Annotated in this window: 16 protein-coding genes and 1 pseudogene; 9 read left to right on the top strand and 8 right to left on the bottom strand. The window is 64.1% G+C overall.

Translation table 11 applies throughout. The annotated features are described in order from the left end of the window. Position 1: 1 nt before the first annotated feature. Positions 2 to 424, top strand: coding sequence for a DUF3151 domain-containing protein (locus ACLI1P_RS02865; RefSeq protein WP_408930154.1), 423 nt, complete (start codon positions 2 to 4; stop codon positions 422 to 424). A 79-nt stretch (positions 425 to 503) separates the two neighbouring features. Here the strand turns inward: ACLI1P_RS02865 and ACLI1P_RS02860 are convergent, their stop codons facing one another. Both ACLI1P_RS02860 and ACLI1P_RS02855 read right to left on the bottom strand, forming a co-directional pair. Next, positions 504 to 1562 (bottom strand): DUF4282 domain-containing protein, encoded by a 1059-nt coding sequence (locus tag ACLI1P_RS02860; protein WP_408930153.1) that lies wholly within the window; start codon positions 1560 to 1562, stop codon positions 504 to 506. A gap of 202 nt (positions 1563 to 1764) precedes the next feature. Then, positions 1765 to 2823 (bottom strand): Cj0069 family protein, encoded by a 1059-nt coding sequence (locus ACLI1P_RS02855; RefSeq protein WP_408930152.1) that lies wholly within the window; start codon positions 2821 to 2823, stop codon positions 1765 to 1767. 278 nt (positions 2824 to 3101) lie between these two features. Here ACLI1P_RS02855 and ACLI1P_RS02850 point away from each other — a divergent pair, with 278 nt between their 5' ends. The 3 genes and pseudogenes from ACLI1P_RS02850 to ACLI1P_RS02840 all read left to right on the top strand — a co-directional run bounded on the left by ACLI1P_RS02850 (position 3102) and on the right by ACLI1P_RS02840 (position 6435). Further along, the gene (locus ACLI1P_RS02850; protein WP_411709365.1) at positions 3102 to 3962 is read left to right on the top strand and encodes a sulfurtransferase; all 861 of its coding nucleotides are present in this window, start codon (positions 3102 to 3104) and stop codon (positions 3960 to 3962) included. Positions 3963 to 4106: 144 nt separating this feature from the next. Further along, positions 4107 to 5866: pseudogene (locus ACLI1P_RS02845) on the top strand (acetyl/propionyl/methylcrotonyl-CoA carboxylase subunit alpha). Positions 5867 to 5877: 11 nt separating this feature from the next. Further along, positions 5878 to 6435, top strand: a complete 558-nt coding sequence (locus ACLI1P_RS02840; RefSeq protein ID WP_408930149.1) for a GNAT family N-acetyltransferase — start codon at positions 5878 to 5880, stop codon at positions 6433 to 6435. 161 nt (positions 6436 to 6596) lie between these two features. Here the strand turns inward: ACLI1P_RS02840 and ACLI1P_RS02835 are convergent, their stop codons facing one another. Continuing rightward, the gene (locus tag ACLI1P_RS02835) at positions 6597 to 10028 is read right to left on the bottom strand and encodes a pyruvate carboxylase (RefSeq protein WP_411709364.1); all 3432 of its coding nucleotides are present in this window, start codon (positions 10026 to 10028) and stop codon (positions 6597 to 6599) included. Positions 10029 to 10435: 407 nt separating this feature from the next. Here ACLI1P_RS02835 and ACLI1P_RS02830 point away from each other — a divergent pair, with 407 nt between their 5' ends. Next, the gene (locus ACLI1P_RS02830) at positions 10436 to 10669 is read left to right on the top strand and encodes a hypothetical protein (RefSeq protein ID WP_408931957.1); all 234 of its coding nucleotides are present in this window, start codon (positions 10436 to 10438) and stop codon (positions 10667 to 10669) included. 111 nt (positions 10670 to 10780) lie between these two features. On the opposite strand, the gene ACLI1P_RS02825 is transcribed toward ACLI1P_RS02830, so the two are convergent. The 3 genes from ACLI1P_RS02825 to upp all read right to left on the bottom strand — a co-directional run bounded on the left by ACLI1P_RS02825 (position 10781) and on the right by upp (position 14194). Continuing rightward, on the bottom strand, positions 10781 to 12205 hold the full coding sequence (locus tag ACLI1P_RS02825; protein ID WP_411709363.1) for an NAD(P)H-quinone dehydrogenase: 1425 nt from the start codon (positions 12203 to 12205) through the stop codon (positions 10781 to 10783). A 59-nt stretch (positions 12206 to 12264) separates the two neighbouring features. Then, positions 12265 to 13446, bottom strand: a complete 1182-nt coding sequence (locus ACLI1P_RS02820) for an amidohydrolase (protein WP_411709362.1) — start codon at positions 13444 to 13446, stop codon at positions 12265 to 12267. A gap of 112 nt (positions 13447 to 13558) precedes the next feature. After that, the gene (gene upp / locus ACLI1P_RS02815) at positions 13559 to 14194 is read right to left on the bottom strand and encodes a uracil phosphoribosyltransferase (RefSeq protein ID WP_411709361.1); all 636 of its coding nucleotides are present in this window, start codon (positions 14192 to 14194) and stop codon (positions 13559 to 13561) included. A 61-nt stretch (positions 14195 to 14255) separates the two neighbouring features. On the opposite strand from upp, the gene ACLI1P_RS02810 reads away from it, so the two are divergent. Genes ACLI1P_RS02810 through ACLI1P_RS02800 form a run of 3 tightly spaced genes read left to right on the top strand, consistent with a single transcriptional unit; the run spans position 14256 to position 16695 of the window. Next, positions 14256 to 14531 carry a hypothetical protein gene (locus tag ACLI1P_RS02810; protein WP_296133465.1) on the top strand — a complete coding sequence of 92 codons (276 nt, stop codon included), beginning with the start codon at positions 14256 to 14258 and terminating at the stop codon, positions 14529 to 14531. Continuing rightward, complete coding sequence (locus tag ACLI1P_RS02805) at positions 14531 to 15445, top strand: C40 family peptidase (protein WP_408931017.1); 915 nt, start codon at positions 14531 to 14533, stop codon at positions 15443 to 15445. Before ACLI1P_RS02810 ends, ACLI1P_RS02805 begins: the two co-directional genes overlap by 1 nt. A gap of 11 nt (positions 15446 to 15456) precedes the next feature. Then, positions 15457 to 16695 carry a hypothetical protein gene (locus ACLI1P_RS02800; RefSeq protein ID WP_408930146.1) on the top strand — a complete coding sequence of 413 codons (1239 nt, stop codon included), beginning with the start codon at positions 15457 to 15459 and terminating at the stop codon, positions 16693 to 16695. Between the two features lie 5 nt (positions 16696 to 16700). On the opposite strand, the gene ACLI1P_RS02795 is transcribed toward ACLI1P_RS02800, so the two are convergent. Continuing rightward, positions 16701 to 17558 carry an adenosine deaminase gene (locus tag ACLI1P_RS02795; RefSeq protein WP_411709360.1) on the bottom strand — a complete coding sequence of 286 codons (858 nt, stop codon included), beginning with the start codon at positions 17556 to 17558 and terminating at the stop codon, positions 16701 to 16703. Positions 17559 to 17597: 39 nt separating this feature from the next. Between ACLI1P_RS02795 and ACLI1P_RS02790 the strand changes: the two genes are divergently transcribed. Beyond that, positions 17598 to 18824, top strand: a complete 1227-nt coding sequence (locus ACLI1P_RS02790) for a D-alanyl-D-alanine carboxypeptidase family protein (RefSeq protein WP_296133471.1) — start codon at positions 17598 to 17600, stop codon at positions 18822 to 18824. On the opposite strand, the gene ACLI1P_RS02785 is transcribed toward ACLI1P_RS02790, so the two are convergent. Further along, positions 18799 to 19587: an RDD family protein gene (locus ACLI1P_RS02785; RefSeq protein ID WP_296133472.1), complete on the bottom strand. Its 789-nt coding sequence runs from the start codon at positions 19585 to 19587 to the stop codon at positions 18799 to 18801. The genes ACLI1P_RS02790 and ACLI1P_RS02785 overlap by 26 nt on opposite strands. Positions 19588 to 19617 lie beyond the last annotated feature (30 nt).

The following is a 19617-nucleotide window of genomic DNA, read 5'->3' as shown; positions in this document are numbered from 1 at the left end:
TATGGAAATGAAAGACATGCTTGCACCGAAGCCCATCGAACTCCCGGAGGATCCGGGGGCGAGTGCCACCGACGATCTGCAGGCAGGCATCGTAGCCCACCCCAATTCGCCACTGCTGTGGGCGCTGCTGGCGGAGAAGGAGCTGGCCCGCCTGCGGGAGGACGAGGCCCTGCCGACGGCCTACATCACCGCGTATGCCTATGCCCGCACCGGTTACCACCGCAGCCTCGACCGCCTGCGCGCCAATGGCTGGAAGGGCTGGGGCCCGGTTCCCTACTCTCACGAGCCGAATCAGGGCGTTCTGCGCGCCATCGCAACCCTCGCGCATGCCGCGCAGGCTATCGGCGAGGATGACGAGTACGACCGCCTACGCCAGATGCTTTCCGACGCTTCACCGGACGCCGTCGCCGGTCTCCTGGACTAACCCACCACAACCACAAATCCCGCGGTCCTCTCGAAAGAGGCCGCGGGATTGCGCTTATGTGCGGAAGCTACGTCTGACGCTACTTGGTCGACGTCTTCTCGCCCTGCTCCACCAGCTGGGAGGTGTTCTGCGCGGTGCGGATGTTCGCCACGAAGAATTCCAGGACAAGGCGAACTCCGATGACGTAGAGCAGGTACTGGATACCGCCCAGAATCAACGTCAGGAAGAAGGCCAGGAAGCCGAGCAGGATGCTGTCTGCGAAGGCCGACAAGGAGAAGAGGACGGTGACTGCCCAGAAAATGGCGCCCAGGATGACGGTCAGGATGTAGATGAAGGACGCGAAATCCAGGGTGATGAAGTTCTTGAAGGAGAAATCAAACAGGGCCTTAAAGAAGCCCCCACCCTTGTTGGCCTGTCCAGCCTGGTTGTTCTGCTGCGGGTACTGCTGCTGGTTAGCGGCACCTGCACCGAACGGGGCGACCTGCTGGCCAAAGCCCTGGGACTGGGAGCCGAAGCCCTGGTTCTGCTGAGCACCGAAGCCGTTGTTCTGCTGCTCCTGCTGACCAAAGCCCTGGGACTGAGTCTGGGTCTGGGAGCCGAAGCCCGAAGACTGCTGCTCCTGCTGGTAGCCGCCGAAGCCAGAGGACTGAGCGGTGGACTGGTTGTAGTCCGGCTGCGCGCCGAAAGTCTCGGTCGGCTGCTGGCCAAAGCCCGAGCCCTGCGCCGCAGTGCCCTCGTTGGAGGTGCTCTGGGGGCTGGAGTAATCGTCGGAGTAGTTTCCGTAGGAGGAAGAGGAGGAAGCCTCAGAGGCGGAGGAGGAATCCGCGGACTCGGACGCCGGGACGGCGGATGCAGAGTCGCCGTAGCTACCCGCAGAGGAGGCGGACTCCTCAGCGGCGTGGGAGTCGGTGGAGCCCTGGGCGGAGTTGTCGCCGTAGCTGCCGAAACCGGAGTCCTGGGAGGGGGAACCAAAACCGGACTGGCCGCCCCAGCCGAAGCCCTGATTGGAGGAGGAATCAGCCGAGGAGTCAGCGGCAGAATCAGCAGAGTGGTTCGGGGTGTAGTCGGAGCCGAAGCCGCCGCCGAAACCGTTGTTGTTGTTTTCGCCGTTCTCGCCGAACTGGTTGGGGTTCGTCATGTGCTCGGTAGTCCTTTCATAGAGAAATCTAGGAGAGCAGTTGTGTGTACCAGTCTCAACGTACCTGAGATCCCTTTCACTGGCAGCACGGTTTGGGGACTACGCCCCAAAACGGGGAATCCCCCTCACCACACACTGGTTTTAACAATGCATGGAGAGAGGGAAGAGCAAGAATGAAACACTCAGTAATAAGTGTTCCGCATTAGGCGTGCTTTTCCTCCACGCGCTTGATGGCCTCGGCGGCCACCTTTTCTTGGATGCCCATGTCCAGCTCCGAGGTGAAGCCCACGCAGGAGCAGTTAATCTCACCCAGAACGTAGGTGTCCTGGCCATCGTCGCCATCAGCAAGCATGAAGTCCGCGGTCCAGATCAGCGGGATGTTATCGCCGCCGAGCTTCTCAGCGATCACCGGGCGAACCTCCGCGAACATGTCGATGAGCTCCTGCCACTCCTCCGGCTTCTGGTAGGTGTACTTCGCGCCGGAGAACAGGGTGGCAGAGAAGGCGTCGCCGCCCTCGGCCGGCTTCTTGTGCACGACGAATACCGGGTCCGGGCCGACGAGGAGGATGCGGATTTCGCCCTCCACGATGCGCGGCATGAAGCGCATGTCCACGAGCATGCCGTTATCGCCCTCAATGTACTGGTCGCAGAAGTCCATGAACTCGCCCAGCTCGCGCTCCTCGGTGTGATTGTCCACGGCCTCGGTGCACTTGAGCTTGGTGTCCAGCGGCAGCGCGGTGCCCGGCTCGACGGACTCGGCAACGGACTCATCCGCCAAGCGCACGCGCCAGATGCCGGAGCCGGTGGAGCCGCGATTCTGCTTGAGGACGCGCTCACCGTAGGACAGAGAGGTCGGGAACGTGCTGTGGAAGGATTCCACGTCGTAGTAGGCCGCGGTGTCGGACGGCACCAGGTCGGTGTCGTTGAGCTTGACCAGTGCGTCCTTGGCGCCGTAGGCCATCATCTCGGCCGGGGTGGACATGCCGACCAGGCCAGCCTCAGCAAGCTTGCTCAACAGGTCGAAGTAGCCCTTCTCACCGCCCGGGATGTTGCCCGGGTTCACGCGGGAAATGTAGGCATCAAAGTTCTCAGAGACGTACTCGAAGAGCTTCTCGGACCACTCAGGGCGGTAGAACACAACCTCTGCGTGCCAGCCTGCATCCTTAATACAGTCAACAATGGGCAGGGTGTCCTTGCGATGGCCGTTGAACTGCTTGTCAGAACCGCCCTCGACCTCGAAGACGACGATTGCCTTATGCACAGCTAATCCCTTTCGTTGGGGTAATTTGCGGGGTCACTTCCTAAAATAACTCAGTCACACACTCTGCGCTTGTCAAAGCTGCTACCCCCCAAAAGTCAAGCTCACACACCACTCCATCCCCTGACCTGCACGGTTGTTATAACCAGTGACTGTAACGGGGCTGATTTCGCAGGCCATGTGTATCCAACACCACAAAAGTTTCCCCCGGGTGACCACTCACCCGTCATCCGCGCTAGAGTTGAGGCGACCATTCCTTCTAATGAAAAGGTAGGTGGACTGTGGCCGATTTTGACCCGAATCCCCCCTTCCAGGAGTACGCGCACCCTGAGCGTCTCGTATCCGCACCGTGGCTGTCCGCGCGCCTGGGCGTGAAAGGCCTGCGGGTCATCGAGGTCGACGAGGACTCCCTCCTCTACGACATCGGCCACATCCCCACCGCCACCCGCATCAACTTCCAGAAGGAGTTGATGGACCCCACGACGCGCGACCTCATTGATGAGCAGGGCTTCACCGAGCTCATGCGAGATAAGGGAATTGAGCGCGAGGACACCGTGGTCTTCTACGGCGACAAGTCGAACTGGTGGGCCGCCTTCGCCCTGTGGGTCTTCGAACTCTACGGCCACCCGGACGTGCGCATTCTGGATGGCGGACGCGATGCGTGGATGTCTGAGGAGCGCGATACGTCCTTCATGGTGCCCGACTTCCCTGTGTCCTCCTACCCGGAGGTCACTCGCGATGACACGGCGCGCATCTTCGTCGAGGAACTGCGCGGCGCCTCCGCCAATCTGGTAGATACCCGCAGCCCCGAGGAGTATGGCGGCGAGGCCGCGCGCACCTCGGGAAACGGGGAGTCTCCCTACGGCACCACGATGACGCACGGCCACATCCCCGGCGCCTCCAACCTGGAGTGGGACCGCGCGGTGTACCCCAACGGCTGCTTCCGCGCGCACAACGAGCTCGAGATCAACTACGGGGATCTGGAGCCGGCGACTGAAACGGTGCTCTATTCCCACGTTGGCGCGCAGGCCGCACACACGTGGTTCGTGCTCAAGTACCTGCTGGGCTTTAGCTCCGCGCGGGTCTACGATGGCTCGTGGGCCGAGTGGGGGAATATGATCCGCATGCCCGTTGAGCGCTAACATTGGCGTGAACAACGCGCCTCAACGAAGCCCGCATCCGCGCTGGTGCGGGTTTTCTTTTTGGACACGTGACAATGTTCGCATGTTTTGGTGTGCAAGAATAGTACGCAGTCCTATCACAATTTTTGGAGGAGGGTTCCTGCCGTGGCAGTTGAAACCAAGAACATCACCAAGGTCCTCGTGGCCAACCGCGGTGAGATCGCAGTCCGCGTTATCCGCGCGGCACGGGATGCCGGTATTGCATCCGTCGCCGTCTACGCCGAGCCCGACGCCGATGCTCCCTTCGTCACGCTCGCGGACGAGGCCTTCGCCCTCGGCGGCCAGACCTCGGCAGAGTCTTACTTGGACAGTGCCAAGCTTCTCGACGCCGCCGCTAAGTCCGGCGCCGACGCCATCCACCCCGGTTACGGCTTTTTGTCCGAGAACGCCGAGTTTGCCCAGGCCGTCATTGACGCCGGCCTGACCTGGATCGGCCCCTCCCCGCAGTCCATCGCGGACCTGGGTGACAAGGTCACCGCTCGCCACATTGCTGAGCGCGCCGACGCCCCCATGGCCCCCGGCACCCCGGATCCGGTCAAGGACGCCGCGGAGGTTGAGGCCTTTGCCGACGAGCACGGCCTGCCCATCGCCATCAAGGCCGCCTTCGGCGGTGGCGGCCGCGGCATGAAGGTCGCGCACACCCGCGAGGAGATCGCAGACCTGTACGAGTCCGCTACCCGCGAGGCCACCGCCGCCTTCGGCCGCGGCGAGTGCTTTGTAGAGCGCTACCTGGACAAGGCCCGCCACGTTGAGGCTCAGGTCCTGGCGGATCAGCATGGCAACGTCGTCGTCATGGGCACCCGCGATTGCTCCCTGCAGCGTCGCTTCCAGAAGCTTGTCGAGGAAGCCCCTGCCCCGTTCCTCACCGACGAGCAGCGCGCCGCCATCCACGAGTCCGCCAAGCACATTTGCCGCGAAGCCGGCTACTACGGCGCCGGCACGGTGGAATACCTCGTCGGCTCCGACGGCCTCATCTCCTTCCTTGAGGTCAACACTCGCCTCCAGGTGGAGCACCCCGTCACTGAGGAGACCACCGGCTACGACCTCGTCCGCGAGCAGTTCCGTATCGCTGAGGGCCGTGAGCTCTCCATTACTGAAGATCCTGCCCCGCGCGGGCACGCCTTCGAGTTCCGCATTAACGGCGAGGATGCCGCTGCCGGCTTCATTCCCGCCCCGGGCACCATCACCGGCTACACCGAGCCGGCCCCGGCGTGCGTGTGGACTCCGGTGTGCGTGAGGGTTCCGTCATTGGCGGCCAGTTCGACTCCATGCTGGCCAAGCTCATCGTGTGGGGACCGGACCGCGCCACCGCCATCGAGCGCGCCCGCCGCGCCCTGGCGGAATACCGCGTCGAGGGCCTGCCCACCGTCATTCCCTTCCACCAAGCCATTCTTAGCGACCCGGCGTTTGCCGCGCAGGACGGCAGTTTCACGGTCTACACCAAGTGGATCGAGGAAGAGTGGGTCAACGAGCTTCCCGCAGCGGAGGATTCCGTCGAACCAGAAGCGCAGGAGAACTCCCAGAAGTTCGTCGTGGAGGTCGGCGGCCGCCGCCTCGAGGTAGCCCTGCCCAGCAATCTACTGCTGGGCGGCGGCCAGCAGCGCAAGAAGTCGAAGAAGCGCCGGAGCGGCGGTGCACAGGCCAACGTGTCCGGCGATGCAGTGACCGCACCGATGCAGGGCAGCGTGATCAAGGTGGCCGTCGAGGAAGGCCAGGAGGTCGCAGAAGGCGACGTCGTCGTCGTGCTCGAGGCCATGAAGATGGAAAACCCCGTCAAGGCCCACAAATCCGGCACCGTCACCGACCTCAAGGTCGCCACCGGCGCGCAGATCAACAAGGGCGAGCCGATTCTGGAGATCAAGTAGCCTCGAAAGGCATGAGCGTCAACGATTCCGAATTCGGAGTGCGGCTAGCCAAGGAGCACGACCGCACCTATCTCTCCCGTCTCCTCTTCCTCGCCGATGTCCTCGGTGATGAAAACGCCCACCTTGGGGACTTCCACACGCCGGATGTGGGGCTCTACATTGATGAGTGGTCACCGCAGGTCGACGGCGGCGTCATCGCCGTCTCCAGCCACCGCGTCCCCGTCGGCGGAGCCTGGCTGCGCTACTACACCACCGAGCAGAAGGGTGCAGCCTACACCGGAAACCCAGAGGCCGACCCATTCGACGAATCCCAGTGGGCCACCGACCTCGATCCGGAGGACATTCCTGAGCTCTTCCTCGCCGTGGAGTCACGTTACAGGGGCCTGGGCGCTGGACGACGCCTCCTGCGCAACGCCTGCGACCTCGCTGAGGCCCAAGAGGCCCCAGCCGTATCGCTCTGGATCGAACCCGAGAACACCGGTGCCCGCAAGCTCTATGAGTCCGAAGGCTTCGTCGACATTGTGGTCCCCGGCCGCCCAGACGCCCAAGTGATGCTCAAGCGCTTCTAGCAGCACAAGCCAACAAAGGGTGTCGACTATACTCGACACTTTCTCGTTTTCTCCTAGAAGTGTCGACTATACTCGACACCTTCAGCGGACCGGTCGGCACAAACACCCGAACCCCCTCCTGTCTGGCTAGTTTTATAGCAGCCAGGAGGGGGTTCGGCGGTTTAGTTGATGACGGCGATGAGGTCGCCGCCCTCAACCTTGGTGGCGGTGCCGATGGCGACGCGCTCGATGGCGCCATCCTTAGTGGAGGAGATGGAGGCTTCCATCTTCATGGCCTCAATGACGGCGATTTGATCGCCGGCCTTGACCTCGTCACCGACCTTGGCGGTCGGGTTAACCACGCCGGCAAACGGTGCGGCAACATGACCGTCATTAGACGGGTCGGCCTTCTCCACGGTGGGGACGCTGGACTCGATGTTCTGGTCGCGCACCTTGAGCGGGCGAATCTGACCGTTAACATTGAGCACCACGTTGCGGATGCCCTTCTCGTCCGGCTCACCGATAGCGTCGAGACGCACGGTGATCGGGGTAAGGTTCGCGCGGTCCTTGGAGCCTTCCGGAAAGTAGTGGACGATGTAGTCTTTGCCTTCTTCCAGACCGTAGAAGAAGATCGTGTCCGTGAGCGCCTCGGTGTTGCCGAAGGTGCGGCGGAACTCGTTGAACTCCTCGAACTGCTTCTGGAAGAGCAGGCGGTTGAGGCTAGCACGGCGCTCACCCGAGTTCTCTGAGGTCAGGTGCTCCTTCTCCTCCTCCGGGACTGGCTTCACGGTGACGTCGCCCGGCGTGCGGCCCTCCAGGACCTTGTCACGCAGCGGCGGCCAGCCACCCGGAGGGGTACCGAGCTCGCCGCGCAGGAAGGCGATGACGGAGTCCGGGATGTCGTACTTGGTGGGGTTGGCCTCGAAGTCCGCTGGGTCGACGCCCGCGCCCACCAGGTGCAGCGCCAAGTCGCCCACGACCTTGGAGGACGGGGTCACCTTGGTCGGGCGGCCCAGCATCTCGTTCACAGCCGCGTAGGTGTCCTCGATGACCTCGAAGCGGTCCTCCAACCCCAGCGCGGTAGCCTGCGCGCGCAGGTTGGACAGCTGGCCGCCCGGAATCTCGTGGCGGTATACGCGGCCGGTCGGTCCAGGAATACCCTTCTCAAACGGGTGGTAGAGCTGGCGCACTGCCTCCCAGTAGGGCTCCAGGTCAGAGACGGCCTTGAGGGAGATGCCGGTATCACGCGAAGAGTTCGAGAACGCCGCGATGATGGCGGACAGCGAAGGCTGAGAGGTAGTACCCGCCAGCGGAGCGGAGGCACCATCCACGATGTCGGCGCCGGACAGCGCTGCCGCGTAGTAGGTAGCTAGCTGGCCACCAGCGGTGTCGTGCGTGTGCACGTGAACCGGCAGGTCAAATTCCTTGCGCAGGGCCATAACCAGCTTAGATGCGGACTCTGGGCGCAGCAGGCCCGCCATGTCCTTGATAGCCAAGACGTGGGCACCGGTGTTGACGATCTCCTCGGCCAGCTTGAGGTAGTAATCCAGCGTGTAGAGCTTCTCATCCGGGGAGCACATGTCGCCGGAGTACGCCATGGCGACCTCAGCTACGGTGGTATTGGTCTCCAGGACAGCATCGATAGCCGGGCGCATCTGGGTGACGTCGTTCAGCGCGTCAAAGATACGGAAGACATCCACACCGGACTTCGCGGCCTCCTGCACAAAGGCGTTGCAGACATCGTTAGAGTATGGCGAGTAACCCACGGTGTTGCGGCCGCGCAGCAGCATCTGGATGTTCTGATTCGGCATAGCCTCACGCAGCAGGTCCAAGCGAACCCACGGGTCCTCCTTGAGGAAGCGCATGGCCACGTCGTAGGTGGCACCGCCCCAGGCCTCCACGGAATACAGTTCCGGGGTCATGCGGGCTACGGCCTCAGCGGCCGTAACCAGCGCAGTACCGCGCACGCGGGTGGCCAGCAGGGACTGGTGGGCATCGCGGAAGGTGGTATCGGTGACCGCCAGGGCGTCCTGTTTGCGGATCTTTTCAGCCCACTTCTTTGGACCGAGCTCCAGCAATTCATCGCGGGAACCGCGTGGCAGCTCAGAGTTAAAGTCCAGATCCGGCAGCTTATCGAAGGGACGTAGGGTGGTCGGGCGCTCGCCATTCGGCTTGTTGACGGTCACGTCAGCGATGTAATCGATGATGCGACCCGACTCATCGACGGCCGGTGGTGCCTTGAGTAGATCCGGGTGCTCCGGGATGAAGCTGGTGTCCACACGAGTGTTGACGAAATCGGGCTCGCGTAGCAGGGCGCGCAGGAAGCCGATGTTGGTGGCCACGCCGGCCACGGTGAACTCGTTGAGCGCGCGCTGCGCCCGGGCTACGGCCTGCTCGAAAGTGGCACCACGGCAGGTCATCTTCACCAGCAGGGAGTCGAAGTTCGGGGAGATCTCTGCGCCGACCGCCGTTGCACCGTCGAGACGCACGCCCGCGCCACCCGGCGAACGGTACTGGGTCAGCGTGCCGGTATCCGGGCGGAAGCCGTTGGAGGGGTCCTCAGTGGTGATACGGCACTGCAGTGCCGCGCCGGTGATGTGGATGTCCTCCTGCTTGAGGCCCAGCTCCTTAAGGGAGAGGCCAGCGGCAATCTGCATCTGGGACTTCACGATGTCCACGCCCGTGACCTCCTCGGTCACGGTGTGCTCCACCTGCACGCGCGGGTTCATCTCGATGAAGACGTGGTTGCCCTTCTCATCAACGAGGAACTCGACAGTACCGGCGCCTTCGTAGTTAATGTGCTCGCAGAATTTCACGGCGTCCGCACAGATGCGATCACGCAGTTCCGGGTCCAGCGTCGGAGCCGGGGCAATCTCCACGACCTTCTGGTGGCGACGCTGCACGGAGCAGTCGCGCTCGTACAGGTGCATGACGTTGCCCTGGGAGTCACCCAGGATCTGCACTTCGATGTGCTGCGGGCGGATCACCGCAGTCTCGAGATAGACGTGGCCGTCACCGAAGGCGGCTTCTGCCTCACGGGACGCCTCAGCGCACTTGGTCTTCAGCTCCGCCTCGTTCTCAATGAAGCGCATGCCGCGGCCACCGCCGCCGGCCACTGCCTTCACGAAGACGGGGAACTCAAAGTCCTTGGCGTACTCCGCCAGCTTATCGACGTCCGTCGAGGGCTTCGAGTCCTTCAGCGTCGGCAGCCCAGCTTCCTCGGCAGCGGCTACTGCAGCGGCCTTGTCACCGGTCAAGTCCAGGGTCTCGGCGGTGGGGCCGATGAACTTGATGCCGTTGTCACGGCAGGCGCGGGCCAGGTCAGCTCGCTCTGACAGGAAGCCATAGCCCGGGTAAATGGCGTCAGCGCCGGCCTTCTTAGCGGCGCGAATAACCTCATCGATGTCGAGGTATGCCTTGACCGGCTGTCCCTCGGTGCCAATGCGGACGGCCTCATTAGCAAAGGCACGGTGGAAGGAGTTGCGGTCTTCCTTCGGGTAGATGGCCACGGTCTTCGCACCCACCTCAAAGGCGGCGCGGAAGGCACGCACGGCAATCTCGCCGCGGTTGGCCACCAGAATCTTGGAGAAGGACTTCTGGGCGGTATCAGACACTGGGTGTAATCCTTTCAGACAAGCACGATACAGATCTCAGAGTAGTGTCCTTCGGGCTCGTACGGGCGAACTTCGACAGATAGATCAACAGAAATTGCTCAGTTTCTCACTAAACTCACCATGCATACTTCTAAACGCCCCACCCCCATATCACTCGGAACCAAATCCGGCTCAGGCCGCCGACTGGAAATGCGGCGCTAACCTCGTGTGTATTCTCGATTGCGAAGCCACCGCCGATGTTTATTATGGTGCGGTCACTGCCGCTTCTTATTTCGACTAGCCCCTTGAGCACCGGATTGGAGTTGATTTAGGTGACAAATGCAAGAGTTTTGTGCTTTCTCTCGCTCGTATCGATTGTTGTCGCGATTGCTTGCATGTCCATGGAGTTTGGTACAGCTTTTCGAGTAATGGAATGGGTGGCGTTGGCAGTCACGGTGGCAGCACTCGTGGCCATCCTGGCCCGCCCGCAGGCGCCGCGGATGCCGAAAATTGTGGGCGGCCTCGGCGCCGCACTCATCATCGCGGGAGTGGGGTCCTTCATCGCGCTGACCGGCACCGCGTCCATCAACCTGACGGGCCTGGCGGCCCTCGCCGTGGGCTTTATCGCGCTGCTGGCCTACCTCTTCCTGCCCCGGGCCTAGGCCGCGGGGGCGGCGAAAGCACAGAGAAAGCGCAGAAAAAAGGCAGCTGGTCTGACCAGCTGCCTTTATTTTCTGCCGTCGGGGCCGCCCTCGGGGGCATTTGAGCAGTGCCTACTCCAGATCGTCGTGGGCAACCAGACGGCGGGCGGCCTCGGTGATGGTGCCGGACAGCGACGGGTAGACGGCGAAAGAATCCGCCAGCTGGTTCACGGTGAGCTGGTTGGTCACAGCGACCGCCACAGGCAGGATGAGCTCGGAAGCCGTTGGGGCGACAATGACGCCGCCGATGACACGACCGGAGGTGGCGCGGCAGAAGAGCTTGACAAAGCCGTGCTGCAGGGAGCGCATCTTGGCGCGCGGATTAGTCTTGAGCGGCATCGTGATGGTGCGGGCTGCGACCTCACCGGCCTCAATTTCTGCCTGGGTAAAGCCCACCGCGGCGATCTCCGGGCGGGTAAACACGGCGGTGGCCACGGTCTTCAGACGCAGCGGCGACACTCCCTCACCCAGCGAGTGGTACATGGCGATGCGGCCCTGCATCGCGGCAACGGAGGCCAGCGGGAACAGGTCAGAGCAGTCGCCGGCGGCGTAGATGCCGGCCACGTTAGTGCGGGAAACGCGGTCGACCTCAATGTGACCAGACTTGGTGGTGGCCACGCCCACGTGCTCGAGGCCGAGGTCCTTGGTGTTAGGGATGGAGCCGATGGACATGATGACGTGGGAGCCGTGGATCTCACGGCCGTCCTGTGTCTTGACCACCACGTTGCCATCCTCGGTGCGGGAGACGGTCTCCACGCGGCAGTTCTTCTCCAGCTCCACGCCGCGCTCTGCCAGGACGGTCTCGAGGACGTCGGCCGCATCGGCGTCGTCATGCGGCAGGATGCGGTCACGGGACGCCACCATGGTTACGCGCACGCCCATTTCCGCGAAGGCGGAGACAAACTCGGCGCCGGTAACGCCGGAACCGACGACGATGAGGTGCTCCGGCTCCTCCTTAAGGCCATAGACCTGCTGCCAGGTAAGGATTCGCTCGCCGTCCGGCTGCGCGCCCGGCAGGATGCGCGGGGTGGCGCCGGTGGCGACGAGGACGAGGTCAGCGTCGAGCGTCTCGGTGGTGCCGTCATTATGAGTCACATCAACCCTATGGGCAGCGCCCGTGACGCCGTTCTGATCCTCAGAGAACGCCGCGCGGCCATCAATAACTTGGACGCCGATTTTCTCCAGACCGTCACGCACGTCTTGCGACTGGTTGCCGGCAAGTGCTTGCACACGGCCGTTGAGCGCCTGCAGGTTCAGCTTCAGCGAGCTGAGCTGGTTATTGAGCCCCATGTCATCGGCACGGCGGAAGTCGGTCTGAATATTTGCGCCGGCAATAAAGGACTTTGACGGCACGCAGTCCAAAATAACGGAGGAGCCGCCGGGGCCCTGGTCCTCCACCAACGTAATGTGTGCGCCGTACTTAGCGCCGGCAGTCGCGGCCTCGTAGCCTGCGGGGCCACCGCCAATAATCACGATGCGGGGGGCTTCCTGTGACACTGTCGCTCCTTCTACAAGAAATTAAATAGAAATCGTGTCACAGTTTAATGGTTGGAAGCTTATTCCTCCACGTTGGCAAACTGCTCCGCCACGGAACCAAAAAGCTTCACGCCCACGCCAATCGCGCGCTCATCCGGCGCCAGATCCCCCATGTGGAGATCGTGCTGCTCCCCTTCTCCCGACCAGCAGCCGAGGCGGGCCATGGAGCCGGGCACTTTCTCCAGGTACCAGGAGAAATCCTCACCGCCGGAAGACTGCGGCGCCTGGACCACGGCTTGTGGGTCGATGGCTTGGGCAGCGCTGGCGAGGAGGGCGGTCGAGACGTCGTCGTTAAGCACCGGCGGAACCCCGCGGTGGTAGACCACTTCATGCTCCACCCCCGTGGGGGCCAGCACCTGCTCCACCAGCTCCGCGAACAGCGTCTGCATCTCGCGCCAAATGGCGATATCAGCGGTGCGCATGGTGCCGGACACCGAGCCAGTCTCCGGGATGGCATTGGGGGCGTAGCCGGAGTTGACCTGGCCGAAGACAAGGACGGTGCCGGTTCGCGGATCCACCCGGCGCGACAGTAGGCCTGGTAGATCAGTGAGCAACTTGCCCAGGGCATAGACGACGTCGGCCGACAAGTGCGGGCGCGAGGTGTGCCCGCCGGGTCCGGTGACGTTGATTTCCACGACGTCCGTCGCAGAGGTAATTGCACCTGCGCGCACGCCGATGCGGCCCACGCGCAGCTTCGGCTCCACATGGACGGCAAAAATGGAGTTCACGCCTTCCAGCGCACCCCACTCGATGACGTCGGTGGCACCGCCCACCCATACTTCCTCAGCCGGCTGGAAGATAACGCGGATACCAAAGTCGAGGGAGTGTGCACGAGTGAGATCCGCCAGCGCGCAGGCAGTGGCCAGCGCGATTGTGGTGTGCACATCGTGGCCGCAGGCGTGCATGACGCCGGGCACCTCGGAGGTGTACTCGAGGCCAGTGACCTCGGTGACGGGCAACGCGTCAATATCGGCGCGGAATGCCAAGCGCCCAAGCTCGGTATCCGGTCCAATGTCCACCATGAGGCCGGTCTCCGGGAAGAGCTGCGGCTCCAGGCCATACTCGCGCAGGGTGCGGGCGATGAAACGCGTCGTCTCCACCTCGTTGTTCGAGGTTTCCGGGTGGCGGTGAATATGGCGGCGCCACGCGATGACCTCCGCGCGGTGGCTGCTAAACCACTCACTCACGAACTCTGAGATCATTGCTTCCTCCTCCACGGTTCCTTTCTGGAAGAGTCTACAACTAGACCATGCGGTTCAGTTAGCCGCGCAGGTCAGCCACGCGTGGCACTGAGCGGTCCGCTCGTACGGCGCGCTAAAGATCGATGTTGCGCGGGCCGTACAGGCGGTCGCCGGCGTCACCCAAGCCGGGCACGATGTAGGCGTCCTCGTTGAGCTGCGGGTCAATCGCGGCAGTCACCAAGCGGACGGGCAGGCCGGAGTTCGCCAACGCGTCGACGCCTTCTTGCGCGGAGACCATGCAGATGGCGGTGATGTCGGTTGCGCCGCGGTCTGCCAGCAACTTGAGGGAGTGCAGCAGCGAGCCGCCGGTGGCCAACATGGGGTCCACCACGAATACGCTGCGGCCGCTCAGATCCTCAGGGAGGGCCTCCAGGTACGGCACCGGCTGGTGCGTCGTTTCGTCGCGCGCCATACCAATGAATCCCACCTGTGCATCCGGAATCATGGACAGTGCCGGGTCCACCATGCCCAGGCCGGCGCGGATGATGGGGACGATGATGGGCGGGTTCTGAAGGCGTGTTCCCTCCGCGGTGGACACGGGGGTGGCGCAGTCGAAGTGCTCGACAGGGAGGTTGCGCGCGGCCTCATAGACGAGCATGGTGCCTAGGTCCCGCAGGGCGGCGCGGAAGGCGGCGTTATCGCTGCGGGCATCGCGCATCAGCGTCAGGCGGGAGGCGGCGAGGGGGTGGTCTACAACGTGGATATCCATGCCCACCACTGTATAAGAGTTGGGCGGGAACCGATCGGTGGGACGGGCAGTCTAATACGTCATGACGACCTTTCAGATTGATACCGAACACACGCGGCGGTTAGCGCACGAGCTTGCCGACGCCGCCCAGGCCTCCCCCACCCCACCTCCCGCACTTCCCACCGATCCCACGTTGAGTGGCTTCATTACTGCTCTCGAAGGAGCACTCTCCAACCTCGATGCTCGGCTGGCCCAGGTAAGGGCCGATGCCACGGCGGTGGCGGAGTCAAGCTTCCGCATGGCTAGGGAGGCCGAGGACTCCGACGACGGACTGGCCGCTGCCTTAGGAGGTGCGTGATGCTGCAGACCGCCATCGCGCAGATTGCGCGCCTGCAACCAGAGCAGCTTCCGCACGTAGGCCTTCCAGCAGTGCCGGATCTTGCTGCCGCGCGTCCCCTGGCGGACATCGCGCACGGCAATGCCGCCCCGCTTCTCGCTGCGGCTCGTGTGGCGGCGGAGGACCGCTCCACCATCGAGGCAGCCCTAGGAAAGGCTCGCCGGCTTATCGGGGCCACTCTGGGGGATCTGCTCCGCCTCGGCATCGAGCTTCTCCAGCGCGGTTTCCCTATTGCGCTGCGGCTACTTATTCCTGTCCCTGCAGTGCGCGCCGCGGCGTTGGCGAAGCTGCGCTGTCTGGCATCGCAGTACGTGGCGCGGGCCGTGCAGCGCGTGAAGCAACTGGCCGGCGAACTGCTCCAGGCTTCGGCCCCGCTGCTGCCCATTGCGCAGCGCGCAGTGCAGGCGGCGGTGCGCGGCAGCCAGCCGGACAACACCACCGTGACTCGGCATGCACTCCCCGCCCCCACTTCCGCCGAGGCTGATGTGCCTACTCCGGTGGCCGCCCACGCCCCCGCGGACTCGTCCGGCTCCACCCAGGGCCGGGCGGCGGTGCAGGCGGCGATGTCCCAGGTAGGAACTCCATACGTGTGGGGCGGTACGGGCGCCGGCGGATTCGACTGTTCCGGCCTCACCCAGTGGGCGTGGCGCCAGGCCGGGGTGGAGCTCCCGCGCACCGCGGAGAGCCAGGCGGTGGGTCGGCAGGTCAGCGCCGCGGAGCTGCAGCCGGGGGACCTCGTGGTATGGGACGGGCACGTGGCCATGTACTCCGGCGATGGGCTAATGGTGGAGGCGGGAAGCCCCGTGCAGACCAATCCGCTGCGCACCAACAACATGGGGATGGCTTTCAAAGGGTTCTGGAGGCCTACAGGGTAGACTGTTTCCCCATGAACACCCGCGCTATCATCCCCGTCCAGCTCTCCCTTAGCGAGGGAGACTTCTACACCCTGTGGGCGCCGAAGTGGCGCCAGAACGGCTCCGAGTGGCAGGCCTTCTTGGGAGACGATGAGTCCATCCTCCTCTTCCCCACTGAGGCCGCCATGCTGTGTTTCCTCGAATCCGGCAAGAAGCACGACCTGCTTGACCACCCCAAGTGGGAGGCCTTTAACTCCCAGCCGGCTAACCGCGTCGTTGCGTCCAAGAAGGATGTCTACGATCTTGTGGCCATGCCGAAATTCCTGGCAGGCCGCCCGAGCCACGAGAACGTATCCACCGTGGCCCGCTGCCTGGAGATGGCCCGCGCGTTGGCTGAGGTTGCCGCTGCCGAGCACACCGTCATCTTCTTCGCCTCGCACTCCATCCTGCGCAACACCGCCCGCGGCGCCGACCACTACGCCGGCGATGCCGGCATGAACGAGTGGTCCGGCGTGGGCCGCGTGGTCCACGCCAACTGGCGCGAGGTCATTGAGGACCTGGATAAGGTAGTCAAGGTCGTGCCGTCGTCTGACTTTGACGACGCCGCTACTGCCGACGCCGCAACGCGCATCTCCGCGGCCACCACCGCCGCCGAAGAGGCCCGCACCAAGGCCGAGGAGGAGCGCAAGGCAGCCGCCGAGGCCGCCGACCCCTACGACAGCTCCCCGTGGGCTGCCGCCGGCATCGACCCGGTGAAGATCACCGCGGACCAGAAGTCGGTCTACACCCTGCGCACCTACCTCGACGGCAAGCCGGTATTCCTGGGCAAATGGGGCGAGATCTTCACCTTCCCCACGTCCAAGGTGCTCATCCGCTGGATCATGGAAAATGATGACCACGATCTGGCTAAGGTCTCCACGTGGGAAGAGGTCGTCGCCGCGGCCAACGCCGGCGAGCTCGACGTCACCGTGCACCCGGACAACCAGTACACCTTCAATGGCATCGTCCACGACATCGAGAAGGGCCCCGAGTCCGTCGATGCCGAGCAGATGAGCCGCTGCTACGAGGTGTGCGCGGACGCTGCCGACTGGGCGGGCGACGATTCGATTAACTCCTACATGCTGGAGCACCCGCGCTTCCAGGATTACCTGGGCTACATGCTCGGCTCCACGGAGCACGCCGGCTACGTGCCGTCCAAGCCGTACACCGAGCACGCGGAGTCCTGGAAGGGCTTGCAGGACATGCTGACCAAGCGCTTCTCCCGCTTCTAGGCCGCTTAGGACTCGGCGCCGTCGAGGTCCTCCGCGTCGGCATCTTCGGCAAACTCGGGGTCCGCGAGCTCCTCGTAGGCGGGCAGGATCTGCTCCTCGATGAGACGCTGGCGGTCCTCCTCGCTAGCAAAAGAGTTCTCGATGGCCTTGATGGTCAGATCGAAGAATTCCTCCAGCCCGTAGCCAAAGGTCTCGCTGAGCGCGACGAAGACGTCGCTGAGCACCTCGCCGGCCACCACGCACGTAAAACCCAGCTGCTGCAGCAGCGGCAGGGGGTGATCGCTCAACTCATCCGGCAGCTCCGCCAGCGGGGCGAAGACCAGGGGGATGCGGCGGTCGCGCACCCAGGAGGAGGCCTTCCCGGGGCGGATGCCGTCCAGGTCAGCGCCGAAGTCATCCACCAGGTCAGTCGCGTGAACCAGGCGGGTGGCCCCCGCCTGAACGGCGGCGACGGCCTCCTCGAAGGACGCCACATCCGCCTCCCACGGCACGAACTCGCCGCGAAGCTTCTCCGCGGCCTCCACCGCGCCCGCGTTGCGCGCCGCCACGCCGACGGCCGGCTCACTCAGTTCGCCGGTCACGATAAGGCGAGCATCGATGCCCTCGACGTCCATGCCCTGCACTGCCGCAGCAATGGCCTCGGCGGGCGGGAAAGGGAAAGCGTCGACAGTCAAGCGCAGCTCGGCGTACACCACGTGGTCGTTTAGCAGCGCTTCCACGTGCGCGCGGGTGGCCTCGCGGAGGGCGTCGGCCGTCGCGGCGTCGGCAGGCAACGGTGACAGCAGCGCCACCTTGGGCAGTCCGGCGAAGATCTCGGCACCGGAATCTTTGTTTTCAGGGCTAATTAATGGTGCGTCATGCATGGGGTTCATACTAGGGCGCGGTCTAGGATGAAGCATGTTATGCACCGCTGTCTCACTCGCGTCCCTGCCCTCCTGGCCGCGCTCGCCTTAACCTGCCCGCCCGTTGCGCTGGCGGAGGAGTCCGAAGAGTCTTCCGCCATCCGCACCGAAGCCCCCGATACGGACTCCTGCCCACACTCGCTCGTGCCGGCTGAACCCGTCACAACGTCGGAGCGCCTGGCACCTGGTCAGGAGACCCCCACTCCCCTGCCCGCGGTGGAGGGCGCACCGTGCGGGGTGAGCGTGCCCCGGGGGTTCAACGTCAACAAGGACGTCGTGGCCTCGGCGTGGATGGTCAGTGACATCGATACCGGTGAAATCATCGCGATGAAGGACCCCAACGGGCGCTACCGCCCGGCCTCCATCATCAAGGCGCTGCTGGCGCTCGTGGCCATCGACGAGCTACCCCTGGACCGCCGCATCACCGCCACGCTGGACGACGCCTCCGTGGAAGGCTCCGCCGTCGGCATCGGCCCCGATGGCACCTACACTGTCGAGCAGCTCCTCGAAGGCCTGCTCATGGCCTCCGGCAACGATGCCGCCCACGCGCTGGCCCAGGCACTGGGCGGGGACGAGGTCGCGCTGAAGAAGGTCAACGAGTTGGCGAAGAAGCTGGGCACGCGCTCCACCGTGGCGGCGAGCTACCACGGCCTCGATGCCGCCGGCATGTCGACGTCCGCCGCGGACATCTCGCTCATTTACCGCGCGGCATTTTCCAACGAGACCTTCGCGCGGATTGTCGATACCGAGCACGTGGATTTCCCCGGATGGAAGGATCTTCCCGGCTACGAGCTGTGGAACGACAATGGCCTGTACCTCAACGATCCGGAGGGGATCGGTGGAAAGACCGGCTACACGGAAGACGCACACCACACGTTCGTGGGCGCGATTGACCACGATGGGCGCCGCCTCCAGGCGGTCATTCTGGACACCACCGTGGAGCACGGCTTCCGCGCGTGGGAGCAGGCGCAGATGCTCCTGCGGGAGGCCAGTGACGTAGACCCGGGCGACGGCGTGGGTGAGCTCGCGGACTTCAGCGCCCAGTCGGATTCTGTCACCCCGACGTCAGCAGCGCCCGCTCCCAGTACTGCTCCGAATGCCGCGGCCGCGCCTGCCGACGCCTCCTCGTCACTCGATTCCGTACAGAGCTGGGCCGGCTGGCTCATTACCGCGCTGGTGGCTCTCCTGGTTGTGGCGGTAGCTACTTTTTCGCTACTTCGGCGTTGACCATGCGGTCCTGCTTGCCTTGCAGCTGCGTGTTCGGCCCAATCGTGGTGATGAGGTAGAGCCCGGCCAGGAGTGAAATCAGCGGCCCCACCGCCGGGACCAGGCCCGCCACGCGCCACCAGTTGCGCTGGATGCTCTGGCCCCACGTGAGCTTGTCGTGGGTGGTGGCGTTTCGCACCGTATACCCGAAGAGCATCTTGCCCGGCGTCGCGCCGAGGATAACCTCGAAGCCAACGAAGTACGCCACGACGACGACCGCCATGACAAATGCAGCCAGGCTCCCGCTTTCGGCGGAAGTCGGGGTGGTCGCGGCGCCGAAGAGCGAGGCCACGATGCTGGCGAGGACGAAGTCCAGGATGGCCATCGTGGCCCGCTCTCCGCCGCTGGCGCGCTCCGGATGCGCCGACGCCGCCACCGGGACCGACGCCCCGAAGGCCGCGCTAGCTCCGGCCGGACCGCCACCGTAGCCGGGCTGCGGCGCCTGCTGCGGCCACCGCCCCGTCTCCGCGACTTGCTCCAGCTGCGCCCACGTGGGTTGGAAGCCGCGTTCGATTTCCTGGTCGTAGCTCGCGCGCATGGAGGGCTCACACAGGATTTTCGAGGCGATCTCCAACTCCTGGCGGCGCTGGTCCTCCGGGAGGTAGCCGGTATTTGCCAGCTGGATGTCCGCCGCCGCCAACTTCACGCTGAGTTCGCGGGAGGTGGAGCGAGAATCAACCAGGAAGTACCCGTACAGGTTCGGTGCGGGAGTAGCGGGCAGCATGACAGGAGAACCTTTCTGAACAGATGGGGC

It is taken from the genome of Corynebacterium tardum (assembly GCF_046717785.1).
Taxonomy (GTDB): domain Bacteria; phylum Actinomycetota; class Actinomycetes; order Mycobacteriales; family Mycobacteriaceae; genus Corynebacterium.
Note: the sequence above shows the minus strand (reverse complement) of the source record. Positions and strands in the feature narration are given on the sequence as shown.